14 protein-coding genes are annotated in these 20,792 nt (G+C 39.9%); 6 read left to right on the forward strand and 8 right to left on the reverse strand.

Annotation, left to right across the window (positions count from 1 at the left end):
* Positions 1-64: 64 nt before the first annotated feature.
* From AB1Z56_RS16460 to asnB, 3 genes are all read right to left on the reverse strand, one after another.
* A complete protein-coding gene (locus tag AB1Z56_RS16460) occupies positions 65-1,030 on the reverse strand; it encodes a polysaccharide deacetylase family protein (protein WP_426789679.1) in 966 nt (321 codons plus the stop codon).
* Entirely contained in the window at positions 1,030-2,598 is a 1,569-nt protein-coding gene (locus AB1Z56_RS16465; RefSeq protein ID WP_426789680.1) for a M20/M25/M40 family metallo-hydrolase, read from the reverse strand. The genes AB1Z56_RS16460 and AB1Z56_RS16465 overlap by 1 nt, the downstream gene beginning before the upstream one ends.
* A gap of 324 nt (positions 2,599-2,922) precedes the next feature.
* On the reverse strand, positions 2,923-4,611 hold the full coding sequence (asnB, locus tag AB1Z56_RS16470) for an asparagine synthase B (protein ID WP_426789681.1): 1,689 nt from the start codon (positions 4,609-4,611) through the stop codon (positions 2,923-2,925).
* A 235-nt stretch (positions 4,612-4,846) separates the two neighbouring features.
* Between asnB and AB1Z56_RS16475 the strand changes: the two genes are divergently transcribed.
* The gene (locus AB1Z56_RS16475) at positions 4,847-5,422 is read left to right on the forward strand and encodes a Crp/Fnr family transcriptional regulator (protein ID WP_309366070.1); all 576 of its coding nucleotides are present in this window, start codon (positions 4,847-4,849) and stop codon (positions 5,420-5,422) included.
* A 171-nt stretch (positions 5,423-5,593) separates the two neighbouring features.
* Entirely contained in the window at positions 5,594-6,055 is a 462-nt protein-coding gene (locus AB1Z56_RS16480) for a VOC family protein (protein ID WP_293903651.1), read from the forward strand.
* Between the two features lie 165 nt (positions 6,056-6,220).
* On the opposite strand, the gene AB1Z56_RS16485 is transcribed toward AB1Z56_RS16480, so the two are convergent.
* The 3 genes from AB1Z56_RS16485 to AB1Z56_RS16495 form a co-directional block, all read right to left on the reverse strand.
* Complete coding sequence (locus tag AB1Z56_RS16485) at positions 6,221-6,556, reverse strand: HopJ type III effector protein (protein ID WP_313268497.1); 336 nt, start codon at positions 6,554-6,556, stop codon at positions 6,221-6,223.
* A gap of 76 nt (positions 6,557-6,632) precedes the next feature.
* Positions 6,633-8,471 carry a UbiD family decarboxylase gene (locus AB1Z56_RS16490; RefSeq protein WP_313268494.1) on the reverse strand — a complete coding sequence of 613 codons (1,839 nt, stop codon included), beginning with the start codon at positions 8,469-8,471 and terminating at the stop codon, positions 6,633-6,635.
* Positions 8,472-8,557: 86 nt separating this feature from the next.
* Positions 8,558-9,427 (reverse strand): hypothetical protein, encoded by an 870-nt coding sequence (locus tag AB1Z56_RS16495; RefSeq protein ID WP_309366074.1) that lies wholly within the window; start codon positions 9,425-9,427, stop codon positions 8,558-8,560.
* 482 nt (positions 9,428-9,909) lie between these two features.
* On the opposite strand from AB1Z56_RS16495, the gene AB1Z56_RS16500 reads away from it, so the two are divergent.
* From AB1Z56_RS16500 to AB1Z56_RS16515, 4 genes are all read left to right on the forward strand, one after another.
* The gene (locus tag AB1Z56_RS16500; protein WP_426789682.1) at positions 9,910-11,166 is read left to right on the forward strand and encodes a deoxyribodipyrimidine photo-lyase; all 1,257 of its coding nucleotides are present in this window, start codon (positions 9,910-9,912) and stop codon (positions 11,164-11,166) included.
* A gap of 181 nt (positions 11,167-11,347) precedes the next feature.
* A complete protein-coding gene (locus AB1Z56_RS16505) occupies positions 11,348-14,089 on the forward strand; it encodes a 2-oxoglutarate dehydrogenase E1 component (RefSeq protein WP_426789683.1) in 2,742 nt (913 codons plus the stop codon).
* 63 nt (positions 14,090-14,152) lie between these two features.
* Positions 14,153-15,394, forward strand: a complete 1,242-nt coding sequence (odhB, locus tag AB1Z56_RS16510; RefSeq protein WP_309366077.1) for a 2-oxoglutarate dehydrogenase complex dihydrolipoyllysine-residue succinyltransferase — start codon at positions 14,153-14,155, stop codon at positions 15,392-15,394.
* Between the two features lie 348 nt (positions 15,395-15,742).
* Entirely contained in the window at positions 15,743-16,807 is a 1,065-nt protein-coding gene (locus AB1Z56_RS16515) for a hypothetical protein (protein WP_426789684.1), read from the forward strand.
* Positions 16,808-16,819: 12 nt separating this feature from the next.
* Here the strand turns inward: AB1Z56_RS16515 and AB1Z56_RS16520 are convergent, their stop codons facing one another.
* Both AB1Z56_RS16520 and AB1Z56_RS16525 read right to left on the reverse strand, forming a co-directional pair.
* A complete protein-coding gene (locus AB1Z56_RS16520; RefSeq protein ID WP_426789685.1) occupies positions 16,820-18,745 on the reverse strand; it encodes an LTA synthase family protein in 1,926 nt (641 codons plus the stop codon).
* A gap of 4 nt (positions 18,746-18,749) precedes the next feature.
* Entirely contained in the window at positions 18,750-20,630 is a 1,881-nt protein-coding gene (locus AB1Z56_RS16525; RefSeq protein WP_426789686.1) for an LTA synthase family protein, read from the reverse strand.
* Positions 20,631-20,792 lie beyond the last annotated feature (162 nt).

Below are 20,792 nucleotides of genomic sequence, written 5' to 3' on the forward strand. Positions count from 1 at the left end.
GCCAGTCAACCGATTGGCCTTTTTGCATTTCACCTCATATTACAAGAAATAAGCTGTTCAATGGCTAATGCTCATCCAAGCCCGCAGATAAACTATACAATGTCCAATGTTTTGTTTTTATAGCCTGAGATTCTGTCCGAAGCAATTGGATAAAATCCTGGACGCCTAATTCTTCATTCCCATTACCATGAATCAGGACAATACTTCCATTCTTGGCCTGCTGTCCTTTAGCCAACCAGGCATCCGAACCAACAGCAATAAGACCATAAGACAACAGCCGTTCAATAATATTTCGATCTGAAACGAGGCCCGGGCAACGAAAAAATACCGAAGGCATAAGACCATTTTTTAACATCAATTTTTCATTCTCCAATACCTCATAATTTAGATCCGTATTTTTAGAAAGCAAAAAATTGGACGTTAAAGGATTATTATTAAAAACATGGTCGTACGTATGATTAATCCAGGTAATCTTTACACCTTTTGTTTCCAATGATTTTAGCCATTCCAGATCTGCAGCATGATTTAGCATCCATTTACCCGAAACAGAAACGGCCAATGGCAGGGTGCTATCAATGCCCTTAAACGCAACAAGAAGATCCTCAAAAATAGCTTTGTCCAAAGGTTTATGTGAAGGACATAAATCAATCGTCAAATTGATACCAGCCTCTTTAGGGAGTCTAAAATTCAGGCCCGCATCCTGTAAGTTATTTTCCGTTTTTCTGACCAAGGAGAAACAGCTTTCATAGACCGAACCACTTAGACTTTTCGTAACCTGAGCCACATCTTTATAAAGAACGCTTACTGATCGATCTCCAACTACACGCGTTTGCAATGTAGTAGGGTCTACCGTTAGGTAATATTTAACAGCATTTGTTGTGAAACTACGGATCCCCACCAAGGAAGTATTATTTTCACGAAGGATTAACCACTCAGTTCTGTAGTTTTCCAAATTGCCAAATGAAGCCTGCCCATAAGAGAATAGGGCGCATACCAAAAATAGACAAACAAAAATGAGCTGTTTCATCATCAGTTACCACTTGTTCTTTTTGACTGTAGATTTGTTGGCCAGACCATCTGCTTGCCATCTTTATCGATTGACAATGTGATCTTTTCCCGGGAGACCAAAGTTGGTTCTTCGCAGGCTAGGTAGGTTAAAATCGCTACAATAATGGCGTTTTGTTTCACCTCATCAAAGACAATCTTATCGTAGGTATCTCGATTGGTATGCCAGGTCACTTTACCATAATCCCAAGAAGTGGAAGAGAGCCCAAAGGCTGGAATTCCTTTTTGAACGAAAGAAGAGTGATCACTCCCTCCCGTCCCCGGCATACCCGGAAAGCTGGTTTGAATTTCATTGCGAAACTCTTCAGGCAAATATTGTAGCCACCGACTAATGTATTCGTAGGATTTTTCAAAACCACTTCCCCCGATACGAACAATTCGCCCTGTCCCGTTATCCTGATTCCATACCACCTGTATATTTTTAGCTATCTCGGGATGATCTTCGACAAATGCAGAAGAACCGTTCAGCCCCTGCTCTTCACTTCCCCAGTTTCCTACCAAAATCGTTCTTTTATTTTCGGGATAAACCTTTTTTAAAATACGGACCGCCTCCATCATTGTAATTACCCCCGTCGCATTATCTGTAGCACCAGAAGCTCCGTCCCAAGAATCTAGATGTGCCGAAAGCACAACATATTCGTCCGGTTTTTCCTTTCCTTTGACCTCTGCAATACTATTGTATGTTTTTGATGTCCCAAGCTCTTTTGAATTCCCCTGTAGCGATACCCGAGGTTTGACCCCATGTTCTGCCATGCGGTATAACAGACCATAATCTTCCAACCCGACATTAAATACCGGAATCTGTTTAGACTTCGCATCAAAAATCCGCGTAATACCCGGTAATTCGGTCCAATACGAATCAATTACGCCAACTGCCCCTGCATTTTCCAGCGCCAAAGGCAGTGTCCGGCGAGTGCTTCCCGTATAGGACATACTACCCGCCCATTTTTTTAGCTGATCATTTTTTAAAGATTGATATTTTTCATAACCTTTAACTGACGCAGACTCTTTCCAATTGGCATCTGACCTTCCCGACAATGGATTCATTCCAATCAATACAATCTTGCCTTTAATTGTCTTAAGCCAAGACTGAAAATCGGATTGGGAGCTAAACAAGGGCATAGCGACCACTTCTGCCTCGATCCCTTTTTCCTTCGTCATAGGACTAAAAGCCAACTGCGTACCTTCTAAAGACTTTATTCTCGGATAGGTCATCGTCACTTGAGAAGTTCCCCGTTCCCAGGAACGCCATTCACCATAAGGCTCATTACGAGCCTGTGCTCCAAGCGCATTATAATTTTTGACAACCCAATCGTGCGCCTGTTGCATTTGTGGACTTCCGACAAGACGAGGGCCAATCATATCGACAAGCTCAAACGCATACTTCTCCAATTGTGAATTTGCATTTGCTTCTTGAACAATCGACGTGACTATTGCTTCTTTATTTTGAGCGAAAACACTCCCCGTACCCAACAATAGCAATGCAAGTCCCAAAGATTTCATCTTACGCTGGTTCATTGAATCTATCTTCATGTATATCATTATTTATTTTATAATTATCCGTTAACAAGCTAACACCACAAACGTGATCTACTTCTTCGTGCTTTCAATTCATCGCCAAAAAGAAGACTCGGAAAAAGAAGCTGCTTTGACCACCTATAGTTAATTTAGAAATCTAAAGTTCCTTGTGATTGGTTTTTCCGAAAATTACTAAAGAATATTTAAAAAAACGCATTCATTTTCAATCTCCTCAAACTAGCTATCCCTATTTAGCTAAAAAGCTTAAAGAAAAAATATAAAAAATCCCAGAAAGAATCTTCCTGGGATTTACTAAATATAAATGTGATGGTTGATTATTTACACCGCTTCTACTTTGGATTTTTCATAACTCTCTTGGTGAACTGAGGCCACAGCTCTACCAGAAGGATCATTCAGATTCTGGAAAGAAGCATCCCAAGCCAATGCTTCTGGCGTACTGCATGCAACAGATTTTACAGAAGGAACAGTTTGCGCCGCCGCTGCTGAAGGGAAATGCGATTCAAAAATCGTCCGATATAAAAACTCTTCTTTATTTTTCGGCGTGTTGATCGGGAATCGTGTAGCGGCCTCAGCAAACTCCCCGTCGGACACTTTGCTTTCTGCCTGCTCTTTCAGCGTATCGATCCAGCTGTACCCCACACCGTCAGAAAATTGTTCTTTCTGGCGCCATGCAATACTTTCCGGTAGATAGTCCTCAAAAGCTTTACGTACCACCCATTTTTCCATTCTTCCGTCACGGATCATTTTATCCGAAGGGTTGATACGCATAGCAATATCCATAAATTCTTTATCCAAGAAAGGCACACGTCCTTCTACCCCCCAAGCTGCAAGTGATTTATTTGCCCGCAGACAATCATAAAGGTATAGCTTTTTCAGCTTACGTACCGTTTCTTCATGAAATTCCTGTGCATTAGGTGCTTTGTGAAAATAAAGATACCCGCCAAAAAGCTCGTCTGAACCTTCACCCGACAACACCATTTTGATGCCCATTGATTTGATTACACGAGCTAATAAATACATCGGTGTAGAAGCACGCACCGTTGTGACGTCATAAGTTTCCAGGTGATAGATCACATCACGAATAGCGTCCAATCCCTCTTGGATAGTAAAGTTAATTTCATGATGTATCGTTCCGATATGGTCTGCAGCTTTCTGTGCGGCAATTAAATCCGGCGCACCCTTCAGCCCCACCGCAAAGGAATGCAACTGGGGATACCATGCTTCTTCCTGATCGTCACTTTCAATCCGTTTGGAGGCAAACTTCTTCGTTACAGCAGCAATAACGGATGAATCCAATCCTCCAGACAGCAATACACCATAAGGTACATCTGACATTAATTGACGATGTACCGCATCTTCCAAAGCTTTACGCAAAACAGCGATATCGGTCTCGTTGTCTTTTACGACATCGTAACTTTCCCAATCACGTTGGTACCAGCGCTGCGGAACTTTCCCAGTTTTGCTATACAAGTAATGCCCCGGAGGAAATTGCTCAATCGTCGTACAGAAACCTTCCAATGATTTTAATTCAGATGCAACAAACAACTGCCCCTGTTCATCTTCACCATAATATAAGGGGATAATGCCCATATGGTCACGTGCAACAAAAAAGGAATCATCACGCGAATCATATAGTGCAAATCCAAAAATTCCATTTAATTCGTCCACAAACGAGGGACCTTTTGCTAAATATAGAGCCAAAACAACTTCAGAGTCACTTTGTGTAGAGAACTCATAATCAGGAAGGCTATTTCTTAATTCATGGTGGTTATAAATCTCGCCATTAACTGCTAGTACAACTTTACCATCCGGACTGTACAAAGGCTGACTTCCCGATTTGGGATCAACGATAGCTAATCTCTCGTGTGCCAATAAAGCTTTATCACCCGTAAATATGCCCGACCAATCAGGACCGCGGTGACGAATACGTTTTGACATTTCTAATACTTGAGATCTCAATGAGCTTGCAGGTTGCTTTAATTCAAAAGCGCCAATAATTCCACACATATTATGAAAATTTTAAATATTTCGTTTTTACATTATGTTATTGACACAAAGTAAAACAATTAAAAATTAAATTCATAATGATTTTTAATTTTTATTGTGTTTTTATTAAAAATAGCTTTCAAAACAAACAAAATTATCAATGAAACACTTATTTGTTTACAATAATCACACAATAGATTAACAAATGATCTGCTGATTTATCGTTAAATTAACTTCATAATCAAATAACCAGGACATGGATCTAATTAGAACCTTCTATAGTGAGCTTTCGCTCACGCCACAGGAATTAACTGCCATCAAAGAGAAACATGAGGTCATAACCGTCAAAAAGGGCGATTTTATATTGACCAAGGGGCAGGTTTCAAATGCTTACTACTTGATTGAATACGGGCTTACACGCTCTTTTTTACATGATTATGAAGGCAATGAAGTTACCATCGGCTTCTGCAGCGACAATGATGTCGTCATTGAAGTAGCTTCTTTTTTCCAGCGCAACCCCACCGTAGAAAATATTCAGGCGCTCATGGAAACCCGTCTTTGGAAAATAAAATTTGAAGATTTTCAGGAGCTCTTTCATCAGATTCCTGAATTTAGAGAGTGGGGACGTTCCTGGATGGCGAAGGAGCTTGTCCATAGCAAAAATAGAGCTATTGCCATGATCACAGAACCTGCCACTGCGCGATACCTGCGGCTGATCAAAGAAAAACCAATATTGATACAGCAGGCTCCTTTAAAACATATTGCATCTTATTTAGGTATCACCGACACTTCCCTAAGCCGTATTCGCAAAGAAATTGTCCACGGAAATTAGCTTGTTTCAATGAATAGAAGACTACTGTCTGAAATCTTGCCTTAGGGCAAGATTTTTAAGAAAACTTCAGCTTAATTTTATAAAAGCATCCTCGGGGCAATTTACCTCGGCCCCACTGAGAATGAAAATTTGAGAAAAAGAAGTAATCATTATATTCAAAATTTAGAAATCATGGCAAAATTACACGCTTATTTAAACTTCAACGGAAACTGTGAAGAGGCATTCAACTTTTATGAAAAAGTCTTCAACACAAAAAATCCGGGCTATATGCGCTACGGAGATATTCCTGCTGACCCACAAATGCCACCAGTTCCAGATGAGGCAAAAAACAAAATCTGCCATACAGCAATTTCTATCAATGGAGATAGCATGTTGATGGGAGCTGATGTCATTCCTGCTTTTGGCCAACAATATATTCAAGGGAACAACAGCTACGTCATGCTGATGTGTGAAAGCACAGCAGAGGCAAAAACATTGTATGACGCATTAAGCACCAATGCAAAAGTAGTTGAAATGCCTCTTGGCGAGACATTTTTTGCCGAACTATACAGTGCTTTTCAGGATCAATTCGGCATTTGCTGGATGGTTTATTTTGGTGGAAATAAAGAGCAGGATTGCGAAAGTAAGCCTTAAACTAGCTGAACAGTCAACAAGATATTTGACACAAAATGGGCGGTAAATTAGTCTTACCGCCCTTTCTATATTCTACGACTTCCCCCTATTTGTGCGCAATTTCATTTGAAACTACCCTGAAAGGAAACAATCCTGTTCCATCGCAGCACCTTGCAGCTGGACTTCTTATTTTTTTGTTAGTACTTCCTGCTCAAATACCACAGCGTCCCAACCATTAGACATAAATTGACGTATATTCTGATGTCCTTCGCCAGCCGGATTGTCAAGCACATTTTGATAATGCTCAGCAAACAGGCCTAAAGTTTCTTCTTGTGAGAGATTATTCAATTTTGCAAAAGAGAAAACTTTTGCACTGCCTTGATTTTCTTCCTTCGAATTTTTCAGTGTTCCATTCTGAAAAGCACTAGCACGATAATTGTACTGATCGGCAATATGTTCCAATACTTCCTGAAACTGCAATTCACCTTCTTTTGATTTATTCAATAATTCTTCTGTTTTCATGATGATGTTCTTTATAAAAATCTAATTTAAATTAACCAGGTCAGATCCTAACCTGAACTGACAGTATTAATCTGTTCTAAATAATTCCGTGCAGCGAACCTCCTTTTGCCCCAAGCTGATCCACTCTTCTTTCCACAGCTTCATCTTTAATCAACGCGGGTGCATGGTGAGGTTTTGTTCGGGCATCGATAATAAGTGGTCCTTCACAGCCCCAATGTTTGAAGGCTGTAAAACTATCTATTCCATAAATATCAAATGCTGGATTACTTCGTGTAAACGTTGTCCAGACAAAGTTATTGATCGTAGCAGCGGTAAAATGAGCATCATCACATAAAACGATCAATGGGAAACCTTCCCAGGAAAAGCCTGCCGCAGCCTGACACCATTCCGCTATAACCCTCGATTCATGCTCATAGGTAGAGAACGCCTGCCCATCGATCGCAACAACCCCTGGCATAACAAATTTCGCCTGATTGAAAGGCCGTGGTAGGTCAAAATTAGTCGGTAATTCACGCCCCAGTGCCCTCTTCTTTGTCCCGGCAGCAGCAAAGACCACCTTTGACCCTGTATTCAGTCCATCGCCAGAATAATCCAAGGTATCTATTGTTGTATTTGTCTGAAAATGAACATCACGAGTCAGGTCTATCCGCTCAAGGATATGTCCAAAAAATGCTGGAATATCGTAGATATCCAATTGCGGATTATCTTCATGTGCTGAAATAAACAAATATTTAGCAAGACTAAGCTGGTTTTTACCGAGTATCTGATTCGCTATCGTTAAAATTTCCTGCGGCCGATCGACACGCTGATACGGCGTATACCGTTCAGACCCGATTGCAAAAAGCAGCGGATGCACACCTGCCGCATCAACAGCGTTAACTGCATGAAGTCCTGAAATTTCTTTTGGAATTGCTGCTCCCGTAATTTCATGGATTAAAGCGCCAAAACTGGTATCTTCCTGCGGTGGCCGTCCCACAACTGTAAAAGACCAAATCGGATTTTTCTTATGGTACACATTGTGGACTTTCATTAATGGAAACGGATGGGTTAAGCTATAATATCCGATGTGGTCACCAAAAGGGCCTTCCGGTTTATTTTCGTTTGGGTAGACAGTTCCGGTGATCACAAAGTCAGCATCTGCTGAAATACAGAATCCTTCGTCATCATAAAAATAGCGAAACCTTCTATTCCCCAATGCTCCTGCAAAAATCATTTCAGAGAGTCCTTCGGGCAAAGGCATCACAGCCGACAAAGGATGAGCTGGTGGTCCGCCAACAAAGATACTCACCTTTAAAGGTTTACCGAGTGCATTGGCTTTTGTTTGATGGATCCCTATCCCACGATGCAACTGATAATGCAACCCAATCTCCTGATCTTTCACATAATCATTGCCCGATAACTGGATACGATACATGCCCAAGTTGGCCTGCATAATACCTGGTTTGGTAACATCTTCTGTATACACCTGCGGCATCGTCACAAAAGCACCACCATCCATTGGCCAGTTGACAATCTGCGGAAGTTTACTGATCGAGGTTTTACCGTGAAGTATAGGGGCTCCGGACTTCTTTTTCCAAGGTAGCGCTCCTAGAGCTGTCATGGATGAACCGATATATTGAAAAGGGTTTTTTAGCACCGCTGCAGGATTCATCTTCACATCTACCAATTTCTTCAGGTGATCCAGCGAATCCCGAAACATAAATTTCGAACGATCCAGTGTTCCGAACAAATTGGATACAGCCGGAAATTCCGAACCTTTGATATTTTCAAAATATAGTGCCGGGCCTTCAACATCAAACACCCGCATATGGATTGCGGCCATTTCCAGATAAGGATCGACCTCTTCTTTGATCCGGATTAAATGACCATGTTTTTCAAGATCCGCAACACACGCTTCTAAACTATTGTATCCCATATTTTAAATCTGCTTCAACACGTTAATCCACAAATTTAACAGAATAATTTATTAAACCGGCCATAAAGAAAAAACCTCCGCTTAAACTAAGTATCCATGCAGACATAGGCCTTCAAAGGCGTAAATTCAAACGGCTGAACCTTCTGCCAAGTCGAATTATCAACATTCTTTTCATAATAAAGCACTCTTCTAAACTCGTCAATATCTTCTTTATTGATATCATTCAACCTGGTTAGCAATAATTTAGCAAAGAATTTATTGACACCTATTTCTCTTTTTTGGCTTTCAGAAGTACAGGTCAGAAACTGATAAAACAAGCCTCTAAATGTCATTTCTTCATTTCCCCCAAGGTAAATAACCTCTGATATAAAGTTATTTTCCCAGGGCATTTCCCTTAACCAGCGGTATACATCGAGTAAAGGCAAAGGTCGAAACTTTAGAGAAGCCACCCAGTTCCAATAAAATATCGTCTGTCGCTTGGCGAGTTTAGTAAAGATCCGATTTAAAACACTTTCTTTCCCTACTACGCTGCTTTTAATAACAATCGTATATTGAACACGTAAATTTTCCAGCAGATTGCGCACCGGTTCCAGAAAATGTTCATCCATTAGCCGAGCGACATAAATGACACGGTTATTTCCGGCACGTTTACAGATTTCCACAAAATTGCGCAGACCGAGCAATTCAAGCTGAAGCTGAATATCATTATCGAGCGAAGGAACCTGCGTAAAATAGATCCCAAAATTGAGATCGGCGATTTGAAATTTCTCAAAGGCCTCCCCTTTTCGTAACAGGTCTAGTTCAAAAAGCTTTGCCGTCACCTTTTCCTTTACTATTTTATTAAAAAGGGATAAGTTGCGTACCAATCCCGTCACATCAAAATCTCTCGATTGCAAATAACAGGATGCCCGTCGTCCCAGATAGGTATTTAGCCCGCTGATTAAAACCTTTTTCATTCGAATTCTCTATTTTATGGCTATTGAAACCATCATGCTTCAATGATTCGCTTTTATTCTTACGAACGATCCAACATGACCATTTCTTCCTCGTATTCTGTATCTATTTATTATCATCTCAACCCCTTAAACGAACAAAATTCTTAGGATGGTTTCATCGGTGATGCAGCTATCTTTTCCATGTTTTTCTTGCGCTTTTAATATTTTGCCCTGTTTGTATATAGAGCAATAGTAATAACCCCCAAATATCATAATTCCCTGATTTTAGAACAGAGAAACATCGAATAAGTTTAACACTATTTTTATTTTTTCCTAACCAAAATAGATCAAAGCAGCTGGACAGGTGCCGTCATTGTCCTTTTTTTGTCAATTCATGCATAAATACTTTCAAGAACACAATATCCTTATATATTTGTAAATCTTCTGAAAATAGGCTGCACTAAAAAGTATTTATCTTCACCTCTATGGACAAAAGGGCTACAATGATCTGGTTTAGAAATGATTTAAGACTTCATGACAATGAGGTATTTTATCAAGCTTCTGAAAAAAGTTCATTTATCATCCCGGTATACTGTTTTGATCCCCGATATTTCGACCGTAATCAATTTGGCACCTTAAATACGGGTGTTTTGCGAGCGGCCTTTGTTATCGAAGCCGTGACCGCTTTAAAAGAAAAATTAAAGAGCCATGGTAGCGACTTGTTAACCTATATCGGCAAGCCTGAAGATATCATCCCGCGTATTGCGCAAAAATATCAAGTCAACGAAGTCTATCACCATCGCGAAGTCGCACTTCGAGAAACATCTATTTCAGAAAAAGTAGAAAGTGAGCTTTGGAGCAGCAAGATAAATCTGCGCCATTTCATAGGCCACACCCTTTACCACAAGGAAGACCTTCCTTTCCCGATTAAAGATATACCCAATGGTTTTTCTATTTTCAAGAAAAAAGTAGAGCGGGAAAGTCTGGTTCGGCAACCTATTCCATTTCCGACCAATTTCCTTACCCCGCCGCATCTTGAGGACACCAAAATTCCTTCGCTGAAAGATCTAGGCTATTCGGAAGAAGAAATCAAATCTGTTGATGATATTTATATTCTCGGTGGCGAAGACACAGCGCTTAGTATTATGCATGCGGTATTGTCAACCTATCCGGAAACAGAGCAGGACCCTTTAATTCTAGGCCCTTTTATAGCTTCAGGTGCTTTATCGCCCATTCTATTGTATAATAACATCAAAAAACTGGGTGAAGGTAAAAAGGATAAACGATTTGAAAAAATAATCGACATTCTTCTCTGGCGCGACTATTTTAGGTTTATGCTAAAAAAATATCCAAATATATTTTTTAAACCACTGGGTACTAAAAACGGTACACAACAAGGTCATTCGAGCTTAGATAGAAATGACGAATTATTTGAAAGGTGGAAATCAGGCCATACGGAACATGATTTTATCAACAGTGTGATGATCCAGTTGCAAAAAACGGGCTATATCCCCTATCAAGCACGCTTAATCGCAGCAAGTTATTTAGTTCATGAGTATCAGGTTAACTGGCTTCGTGGCGCTTCCTGGTATGAGGAACATCTATTGGACTATTCTCCGGCAACTGTTTACGGACAGTGGTCTCATATCGCCGGAGTTGGTACAAGCGAGAAGGACAATAAAGCACTGGACTGGCAAAAATTGATCAAAACACATTTTCCAAATGGACTCCCAAAACTGGATGAAATATTGGCTAAATAAATCTTCGGCAGAAATAAATAATTCCAATAGAAAATAAATTTGTAGTACGCTAGAAGCCTCTTTTAAATCATGCTAAAAATGTTAAGAATTGGATAGATTTATTGATTAAATTATTCAATTTCAGTATTAGAAACTCTTTTTTTATTCATAACTTTGACAAATTTCATAGTTTTAATTGTAAATGGACAATCTGACATATTTGAGTAATGCTGATTCGGCTTATGTCGATGGCTTATATCAATCGTACAAGCAAGATCCCCAATCGGTAGATTTCGGATGGCAAAAATTCTTTGAAGGTTTTGATTTCGGTCAAAATGCTGGTGGAACAACAAGTTCAGTAGGCGAAGCTACTCCTGAGCACGTATTGAAAGAAATCAATGTGCTGAACATGATCAATGGCTACCGCGACCGTGGCCACTTATTCACGCACACTAACCCTGTTCGTGAGAGACGTAAATACTATCCTGGCAAGGAATTGGAAACGTTTGGTCTTGCTGAAGCAGACATGAACACCGTTTTTAATGCAGGTGTTGAAGTTGGTTTAGGTCCAGCAACATTGAAAGACATTCGTCAGCTGGTAGAGGATACTTACTGCCGTTCTATTGGTGCAGAATTCAAATATATCCGTAACCCAGAAAAAATTAAATGGTTACAGGACCGCATGGAAGCGGATCGCAACATGCCTAAATTCTCTTTGGACACAAAAAAGAGAATCCTCAACAAATTAAACCACGCCGTTGTATTCGAAAACTTTTTAGGCACGAAGTTTTTAGGTCAAAAACGCTTCTCATTGGAAGGTGCTGAAAGTTTAATTCCAGCATTAGATTCTGTCATTGAAAAAGGTGCAGAAATCGGTATCCAGGAATTTGTTATCGGTATGGCTCATCGTGGCCGTCTGAATGTATTGACCAATATCATGGGCAAATCTTACAAATCAGTATTCTCTGAATTTGAAGGTAAAACTTATGCTGATGATCCTGAAGTAAACTTTGGCGGTGACGTAAAATACCATTTAGGCTTTTCATCTGAGGTTAAAACAAACGATGGCAAATCTGTCCACCTAAGTTTGGCACCGAACCCTTCGCATTTGGAAACTGTAGATCCAATCGTTGAAGGTATGGTTCGTTCTAAGATCGACTTCAAATACGAAGGTGACTCTTCTAAAATCGCGCCGATCATCATTCACGGTGACGCAGCAATTGCTGGTCAGGGTGTAGTTTATGAAGTAACTCAAATGTCGAAATTAGATGGTTACAAAACTGGTGGTACGGTACATATTGTGATCAACAACCAGATCGGCTTTACAACAAACTATAAGGATGCGCGTTCTGGAACATACTGTACAGACGTAGCAAAAATCACTTCTTCACCTGTGTTCCATGTGAACGGTGATGATGCTGAAGCGGTAGTTTATGCGATTAATTTAGCTGTTGAATACCGTCAAAAATATAAAACAGACGTATTTATCGATCTGTTATGTTATAGAAGATTTGGACACAATGAGGCTGATGAACCAAAATTCACGCAACCATTGTTGTATAAAATCATCGAAAAACATCCGAACCCGAAAGAAGTTTACGCTAAAAAATTAATTACTGAAGGTAGTATTGACGAGGCGTATTCAAAAAATATCGAGAAAGAATTTAAAGCTGAATTACAAACTAAATTTGAGGAATCTAAAACAGTTGAGGTATTGACTGAGGAGATCCCGATGTTTAAGGGTGCATGGGAAGGATTGCGTCCAGCTAAAAAAGGTGAAGTATTAACAACCTCGGATAAAACGAAAGTTGCGAAGGATCTATTCTTAAAATTAGCGAAAGAAATCACCACCTTACCAGCAGACAAAAAATTCTTCCGTAAGATTACACGTTTATTTGAAGACCGTGCCAAAATGATCACGGCTGATTCATACGATTGGGCAATGGGCGAATTGATGGCTTATGCGACATTATTGGATCAAGGTAACCGTGTTCGTATCTCGGGTCAAGATGTACAACGTGGTACATTCTCACACCGTCATGCGGTATTGACACTAGAAGATTCCGAAGAGAAATATGTTCCTTTAGCCAATATTAAAGGGGGTGATAAATTCTCTATCTATAATTCATTACTTTCAGAATATGCTGTTTTGGGCTTTGAATATGGTTATGCATCTTCTAATCCAAATTCATTGACAATTTGGGAAGCTCAATTCGGAGATTTCTATAACGGTGCTCAAATCATTGTAGATCAATATCTATCGAGTGCAGAGACAAAATGGAAACGTTCTAACGGTTTGGTCATGATGCTTCCTCATGGTATGGAAGGTCAAGGTCCTGAGCACTCTTCGGCACGTATTGAAAGATTCTTAGAGTTATGTGCAGATGAGAATATGATCTTAGCAAATTGTACTACTCCGGCTAACTATTTCCACTTATTGCGTCGTCAACTGGTACGTGAGTTCCGTAAACCATTGGTTGTATTTACACCAAAATCATTGTTGCGCCACCCTAAAGTGGTATCACCGTTGAAAGATTTTACAGAAGCTGCTTTCCAAGAGGTAATCGATGATGCCAATGTTGCGGCGAAAGACGTTAAACGCGTATTGTTCTGCTCGGGTAAAGTTTACTACGACTTATTAGAGAAACAAGAAACGGACAAACGCAAAGATATCGCTATTGTAAGATTGGAACAATTATTCCCAATTCCTACAGAGCAATTGAAAGCAATCCGTAAAAAATACAGCAAGGCAAAAGAATTTGTTTGGGTTCAGGAAGAAAATGAGAACATGGGCGCATGGTCTTACTACTGCCGTAAACTAATGGGTACTGAGATTGCCTTTACAGGTTTTGTTGCCCGTAAAGAAAGTGGAAGTACAGCGACGGGTTACATGAAACAACACGTTGCGCAACAAGCAGAAATCTTAAATAAATCATTCGAATAAAAACAATTTAAAATCAATTGCGTCTTATCTATAGGACGCAATTGTCAATAAAGAACATTATATATGAGCTTAGAAATTAAAGTACCAACCGTAGGTGAATCAATCACGGAGGTAACCTTATCACAATGGTTGAAACAAGATGGCGATTATGTGGAGATGGATGAAAACATCGCCGAACTGGAATCAGACAAAGCAACGTTTGAATTACCAGCTGAAAAAGCGGGTATCTTAAGAATCATTGCACAAGAAGGTGATACTTTAGAAATCGGTGCTGTTGTTTGTACAATTGAAGAAGGCGCTGCTCCTGCTGGTGGTTCAGCTCCAGCTGCTGCCCCTGCTGCAGAAGCTTCAAATGCAGCTCCAGTTGCGGCTGCCGCTGCAAAAGATGAAGATCCAGATAGCTACGCTGCTGGTACAGCTTCTCCTGCTGCTGCAAAAATCTTAAGAGAAAAAGGAATAGATCCTTCGACAATAAAAGGAACAGGTAAAGAAGGTCGCATCACAAAAGAAGATGCCGAAAAAGCGCAACCTGTTGCTAAAGCTGCTGCGCCAGCTGCAAAACCTGCTGCGGCTCCAGCTGCGACAGTTGCTCCGGTGGCGGGTTCTAGAAACGAGCGTCGTGAGAAATTATCTTCATTACGTAAAACGATCGCAAAACGCCTAGTTGCCGTTAAAAACGAAACAGCCATGTTGACAACATTCAATGAAGTCAATATGCAGCCGATCATGGATCTACGTGCTAAATATAAAGATACCTTTAAGGAGAAATTTGGAATCGGTCTTGGTTTCATGTCATTCTTTACAAAAGCAGTAACAACTGCATTGGCTGAATGGCCTGCAGTAAATGCTCGTATTGAAGATAACGAAATTGTATATTCTGATTTCGCAGATGTTTCAATCGCGGTTTCTGCACCTAAAGGTTTGGTTGTTCCAGTTATCCGTAACGCTGATGCAATGTCATTGGAACAAATCGAAAAAGCGATCGCCGCATTGGCAGGTAAGGCGCGTGACAACAAATTAACGATCGACGAAATGACTGGTGGTACATTTACAATTACCAATGGTGGTGTATTCGGATCAATGATGTCTACGCCGATCATCAACGCACCACAATCGGCGATCTTGGGTATGCACAACATCATCCAACGTCCTATCGCTGAAAATGGCCAGGTGGTCATCCGTCCAATGATGTACATCGCACTTTCTTACGATCACCGCATCATTGATGGTCGTGAATCAGTAAGCTTCTTGGTTCGTGTAAAACAATTATTGGAAGATCCAGCTCGTTTATTGTTGGGTGTTTAAACCGCAATAAAGTTTGGAAATATAAAAAAGACCTATGCCTTTGTGGTATAGGTCTTTTTTTTCTGAAAGTGTCTGATCTTATTGGCCAGAAAGAACCCTCAGTTCGCTTTCATTGCTGTTGGTGTCTGCGAAGTCATGAAGGTTTTATTTACATCGGTAAGAAACAATATACTTAACGAATATAAATCGGTGATAGACGAATATAAGTTGTCCTTTTATTTTCTCCCTTTTAATTTTTACTTTCATCTTGTTAAAGATCAAGCATATCTCCATATACAGCCGGCTTTATAACGTAAAAGCTCCTATACGAACGTGAAATTGATTATTAAGCAGACCTTATCAAACAAAATGAAAATTTTAATAACAGCTGCATATCTATTACTCACTGTAACGACACTGTTTGCCAACATGGCAAACCCAAGAAGTCCGCACAGCATAACAGGACAGCTCGTTCCTGCCGGTAAGGTAAAAGTCACTCATGAGCGTATCGACATCCGCCTTTTATTGGACACCACTGATTATCATTCGGACTATCGTAGTCACTTCAGCATTGTATACAATATCCATGCTGAAGAAGAGATCGAATTACCGCTCGTATTTCTCGCGCTAAATATGGATGGATTAGATCGGGTACTTGTCAATCAGAAAGAGATCAAAGCAAAGGCGATGGATCAGCCCGATTCCAAGTTCCCTTTTTTACGTTTAAAGGATGGTTATTATGAAATCAGTTACGACAGCGATGAATGGAAGCGTATTTCGCTGGATGATGCATTTTATTTTACCGCTAAGCTACACAAAGGTGAAAACAATATTCAGGTTCAATACAGCGCTTATATGGGCTATGACCGGCGCGATATCCGAACCAGATACGAAATTGATTACCTTTTATTTCCTTCCAGATATTGGTCTTCCTTTGGCCGGATTGACTTGTATCTCCACCTAAACGGCGCGATGGAAGTCCTTGCGCAGGATTTGGGAACCGCCAAATTACAGACAGATTCGATCGCTCACTGGGTCATTGATCAGGTAGAAAAGAAAGAGAGTTTTCATATTGAAGTTGGCCTAAAAACCTCTTTGTTCGCAAAAGCAATTCTTTGGGTGCACCCCGAACTGCTCGCCCTGATCGGGTCGATATTTCTACTATACCTACATATTCGATGTATCTATCTAAAATACAAAAGTGGCAAATATCGCTATGCACTCCTCGTTGGAAATCTAATCATTCCAAGCTCTTTCTACTTCTTCATCTGGTTTTGGTCCAGCCTGGCCAACTATCTTGTCAATGGAGTCTTTGACGAAAAGTCCAGAGGTTTTATCCTGTTGGTCATCTTCACTTTACCATTGATCTACCTCGTCTATGACTTGGTTTTATTTATTATCGATAGAAGCATACGATCAAGGTTGTCTACCTAGAAAACCGACAGCCTACTTTTTATAGGTCAGCTTATTTTCAATCATACGATTGTTATATTGCTGGATAAAAGCTTTCATTTTGGTCTCCATTGTATCCAATATGGCGGGATGCTGTTTCAGCAGATCCTGTTTCATCAAGCGGTCCTTCTTAAGGTCATAAAATGATGTCACTTTCAGTCCATCATAGGACATCATATAATCTTTATAATAAAGGTTATAGCTCCCCGCATTGTTATTGAGCACAAAATTGTCCTTCCCCGGTTTAAAGGCATCTGAACCAAAGGCAAAATAAGGTTCATCATAATGCAAATAATTCAAAATAGTAGGCATTATATCTATTTGCTGTACCAGTTTATCCGCTTTGCCAACTAGGCTATCGCCAGGTGCATAAAATATAATAGGAATTTGGAAGCCCCCTGCTGCCGTTTGATATTCCGGCAGGTAGCTTACAGTAGCATGGTCTGCGCAGATAACGAATACGGTATTCTTGTACCAAGGCATTTTAGATGCTGTTGCAAAAAATTCACGCAGCGCATTATCGGTATATCCAATGGGTTCCTGCACGGGCAATGGTCCTTTCGGAAATTTCCCCTGATATTTTTCAGGTACCTTAAATGGATGATGTGAAGATAAAGAGAAGAAACTAGCGAAAAACGGCTGATGAAAAGTATTGATCTTATTGGCTACAAATTGCAAAAACGGTTCATCCCAGATTCCCCATATACCGTCAAAGTCAGCGTCATTGTTATATTCATTTTTACCAAAATAATGCTGGATACCCGCCAGTTTCATATAAGCTGAGAAGCCCATACTGCCATTGGGTGCTCCGTGAAAAAAAGCAGTCTCATAGCCCTTTTTTCCCAAGAGCTTTGCTAAGCTTGTGGTTTCATTTCCAGAATATATCGAAAGTACAAAAGGCTCACCTATGGAAGGAATACCCGTAATAACTGATGGTAGCGCATCAATTGATTTACGACCATTGGCATAGGTATCTGTAAATGTGTAAGCATTGCGGATCAATGAATCCAAAAAAGGTGTATAACCTTTGTATTTTCCACCTTGAATATCTTTATTCAATTCACCAAAATGCTCTTTTGCAAAACTCTCCAAAATCAGAACGACGACATTTTTCTTTGCAAAAGGCTGGTCTGATTGTGGTAAATGAATGGGATTGTATAACTGCTCAAGCTCTTGGTCGGAATAATAATGAACAGGTTTCAGATTGACAGCCTTTAATGTTTTCAATATACTGAATGGTGTGTTCAGTACAATATTCATTTCTTCTGGTGTCTCTACATAATCCCCGGCATTGCTTAATGTAATAGGACGCGTACTATGGGCCCAACCGCCACGCACACCACCGATGAAAAGAAAAGCCGTCAATAAAAATAAAGGCACTTGGATCAAAAATGACTTCCAGTTATATTTCGTATTCCTTTCAATCTGAATAAGCTGATAGGATTTAATCAAACCATAAACAATCAGTACCAACAGTATGATGAGATACCAATAATCCAAACAGAAATCAAAAGCCAATTTCATCAGGTTGGATTCATTGGAAAATTGGTCGATCACCGTTCCAGTCGTTCTTTTAAGTGTAAATGGATAATAGGCAAAATCAATCAGGTTTAACGCTATACCAAGCGAATTGACCACAATAAAGACCCATTTGGCAACTTGCTGGTAGATCCGGTTATCCTTAAACGGCCCTGGAACAGTCAACATTACAATATAAAGAATATTTAAATACAGCAAGGCTACAATGTCAAAGCGCACACCACCGGCAAACATCACCAGGAGCTTAGCTGCATCGACATGCGGAAATAAGGAAGCATTGATGCCATAAAAACCCAATCTCAATAATGCATAGATGACTAAAAGAAAGATAAAACGAATTGCGACAGCAAAATAAGGTGCAAATACTCCTTTTAATTTCATAGCCCTAATATTTTAAAAATTCACGATATACGTCTTGATAATACGCTTTGCCGATATTCAATAAGCTGTCTGTTTTGCCAGCAGGATACTCTTTATTGGATCTATAATTGATAATCCTTCCTACATTATCGAAAGAAACTGCCTGTTGTGGTGTAATTACACCAAAGGCATCTTTCGAGTTATAAAATGCAATCTGAGGAGTCGTTGGATTAAACAAATCCCGGCTCCAATGATAACGATCTGTAGGAAGCTTCAGTTGCGTCAATAAGGTAGCTGCCAAATCCGTTTGATTGCCGATTCTATTGAATATTTTTCCTCGATATTCAGGCTTGATCACATCACCGAAAAAGATCAGTGGAATATGAAAGCGATTGGGGTGAAATAGCTCCCATTTTTCTGACGGAAGGCGATGTCCATGATCGGCCACAATAACGAAAAGCGTATTTTTATACCAAGCTTCCTTTTTAGCCTTATTGATAAAATCAAAAACAGCCGAATCTGTATAATTTGCCGTACTTCTGAATTTATCCGCATTGGTGGCATTACCAAATTTATAGCCGTGTTTTAATTCAAATGGTTCGTGATTAATTAGGGTAAAAATGGTCGAGAAGAAAGGTTGTTTTTCCTTTCTGAAATCCTTGATCATCTGATTAAAGACCACATGGTCATATACCCCCCACGAGGCACGTTCCGCATCTAACCCAAAATTGGCATTATCCACAACCCTAGACATCCCATGCGTCAGCATATACGATTTAAAATTATAAAACTCGCTCTGACCACCGTGATAAAATGATGTTTCGTAGCCCGCATGATCAAACTCCTGTCCAATGGCAGGCATATTTTCATGTTTGTCGATATACTTGATAATACTCTCGGGCCCTTGCGCCGGAAAACCACTCAGCACCGCTACCATGCCTTTGTCGGATCGGTCAGCAGCTGAATAAATATGATCAAACAAAATCCCGCCCTTAATCAATTCTTCCATGTGCGGCGTAATTCCCTTTTCGCCTCCAAGAGACTGAATAAGATCGCCAACAAAGCTTTCTAGCATGATAATAACGACATTTGGACGCGTCGTTGAAAGCACCTCAACCGCCGAATCAGGCTGACTTTGAAAGGCGGGGCGCAGCTTGTCCTGAATCTCTTTCTGATCACCATAGTAACTATATGGATTTTTCAGTTTGGTACTTTCAGCAAAGAAATCCCGTAAAAAAGACCATTGGGTATTAACGGCTGCATGATTGTAAAATGTTACTTCAGAATAATAGGCTTTACTCGGGTTTAATGTTGCTCGTCCATAACCACCACGGATAAAGGTGAAGAGCACAAAAACTCCTATTGCCAATTTAAAAAAATTACCAATAGGCGACTTGATATTGAAAAAAGAGACTTTTTTAAACATCCAGCGGTATAGAAAATAACCACAGAATATGCCGATCAACATGCCAACGATGGGGAGAAATACCGGCGTGGACTCGGCCGAGGCTACAGCTCCCGAGGGTGAAGCAAAAAATGCATCTATAGCACGCTTAGAAATCTTGTCGCCCCATTCACGATAGATATTGACATTGATAAAACTTGTCACAAAAAACAAAACCAGGACGATAACGGTATAGATATCCAAAATCGTTCTTTTAGGTTTCAGTTTTGGGAAAAAGCCTAAAATGCAATACACAAGAAATGGTAAAGCACATATATAGGAAACAGCAGAAAAATCCAGATTCAGACCATGGTAATAAATCCTGAAAATCTCCGTAAAATTGGAAAAACCTATTTTCTCAAAAAAAGCAGTAACAAAAATCAATCTATCTATAAAACAGACAATTAACCAAAATAAAAAATATTGTGTTAAGGCTCTTAGCTCATTAGCAAATCGTTGCATCCCTTCGAATAAAAATAAAACAGGCAAATTTACATTAATTTACATGAAATACAGGCTAATTACTTAGTAATATGAAGAAAAGATTAAAAAAGTATAAATCTTACGTTATGCTTTTCCTCGCTGCAATAACCTCCGCTTCTGCTTAGGAGGATCCATCACTAA

Source organism: Sphingobacterium sp. WOUb80, from assembly GCF_050058145.1.
GTDB lineage: Bacteria > Bacteroidota > Bacteroidia > Sphingobacteriales > Sphingobacteriaceae > Sphingobacterium.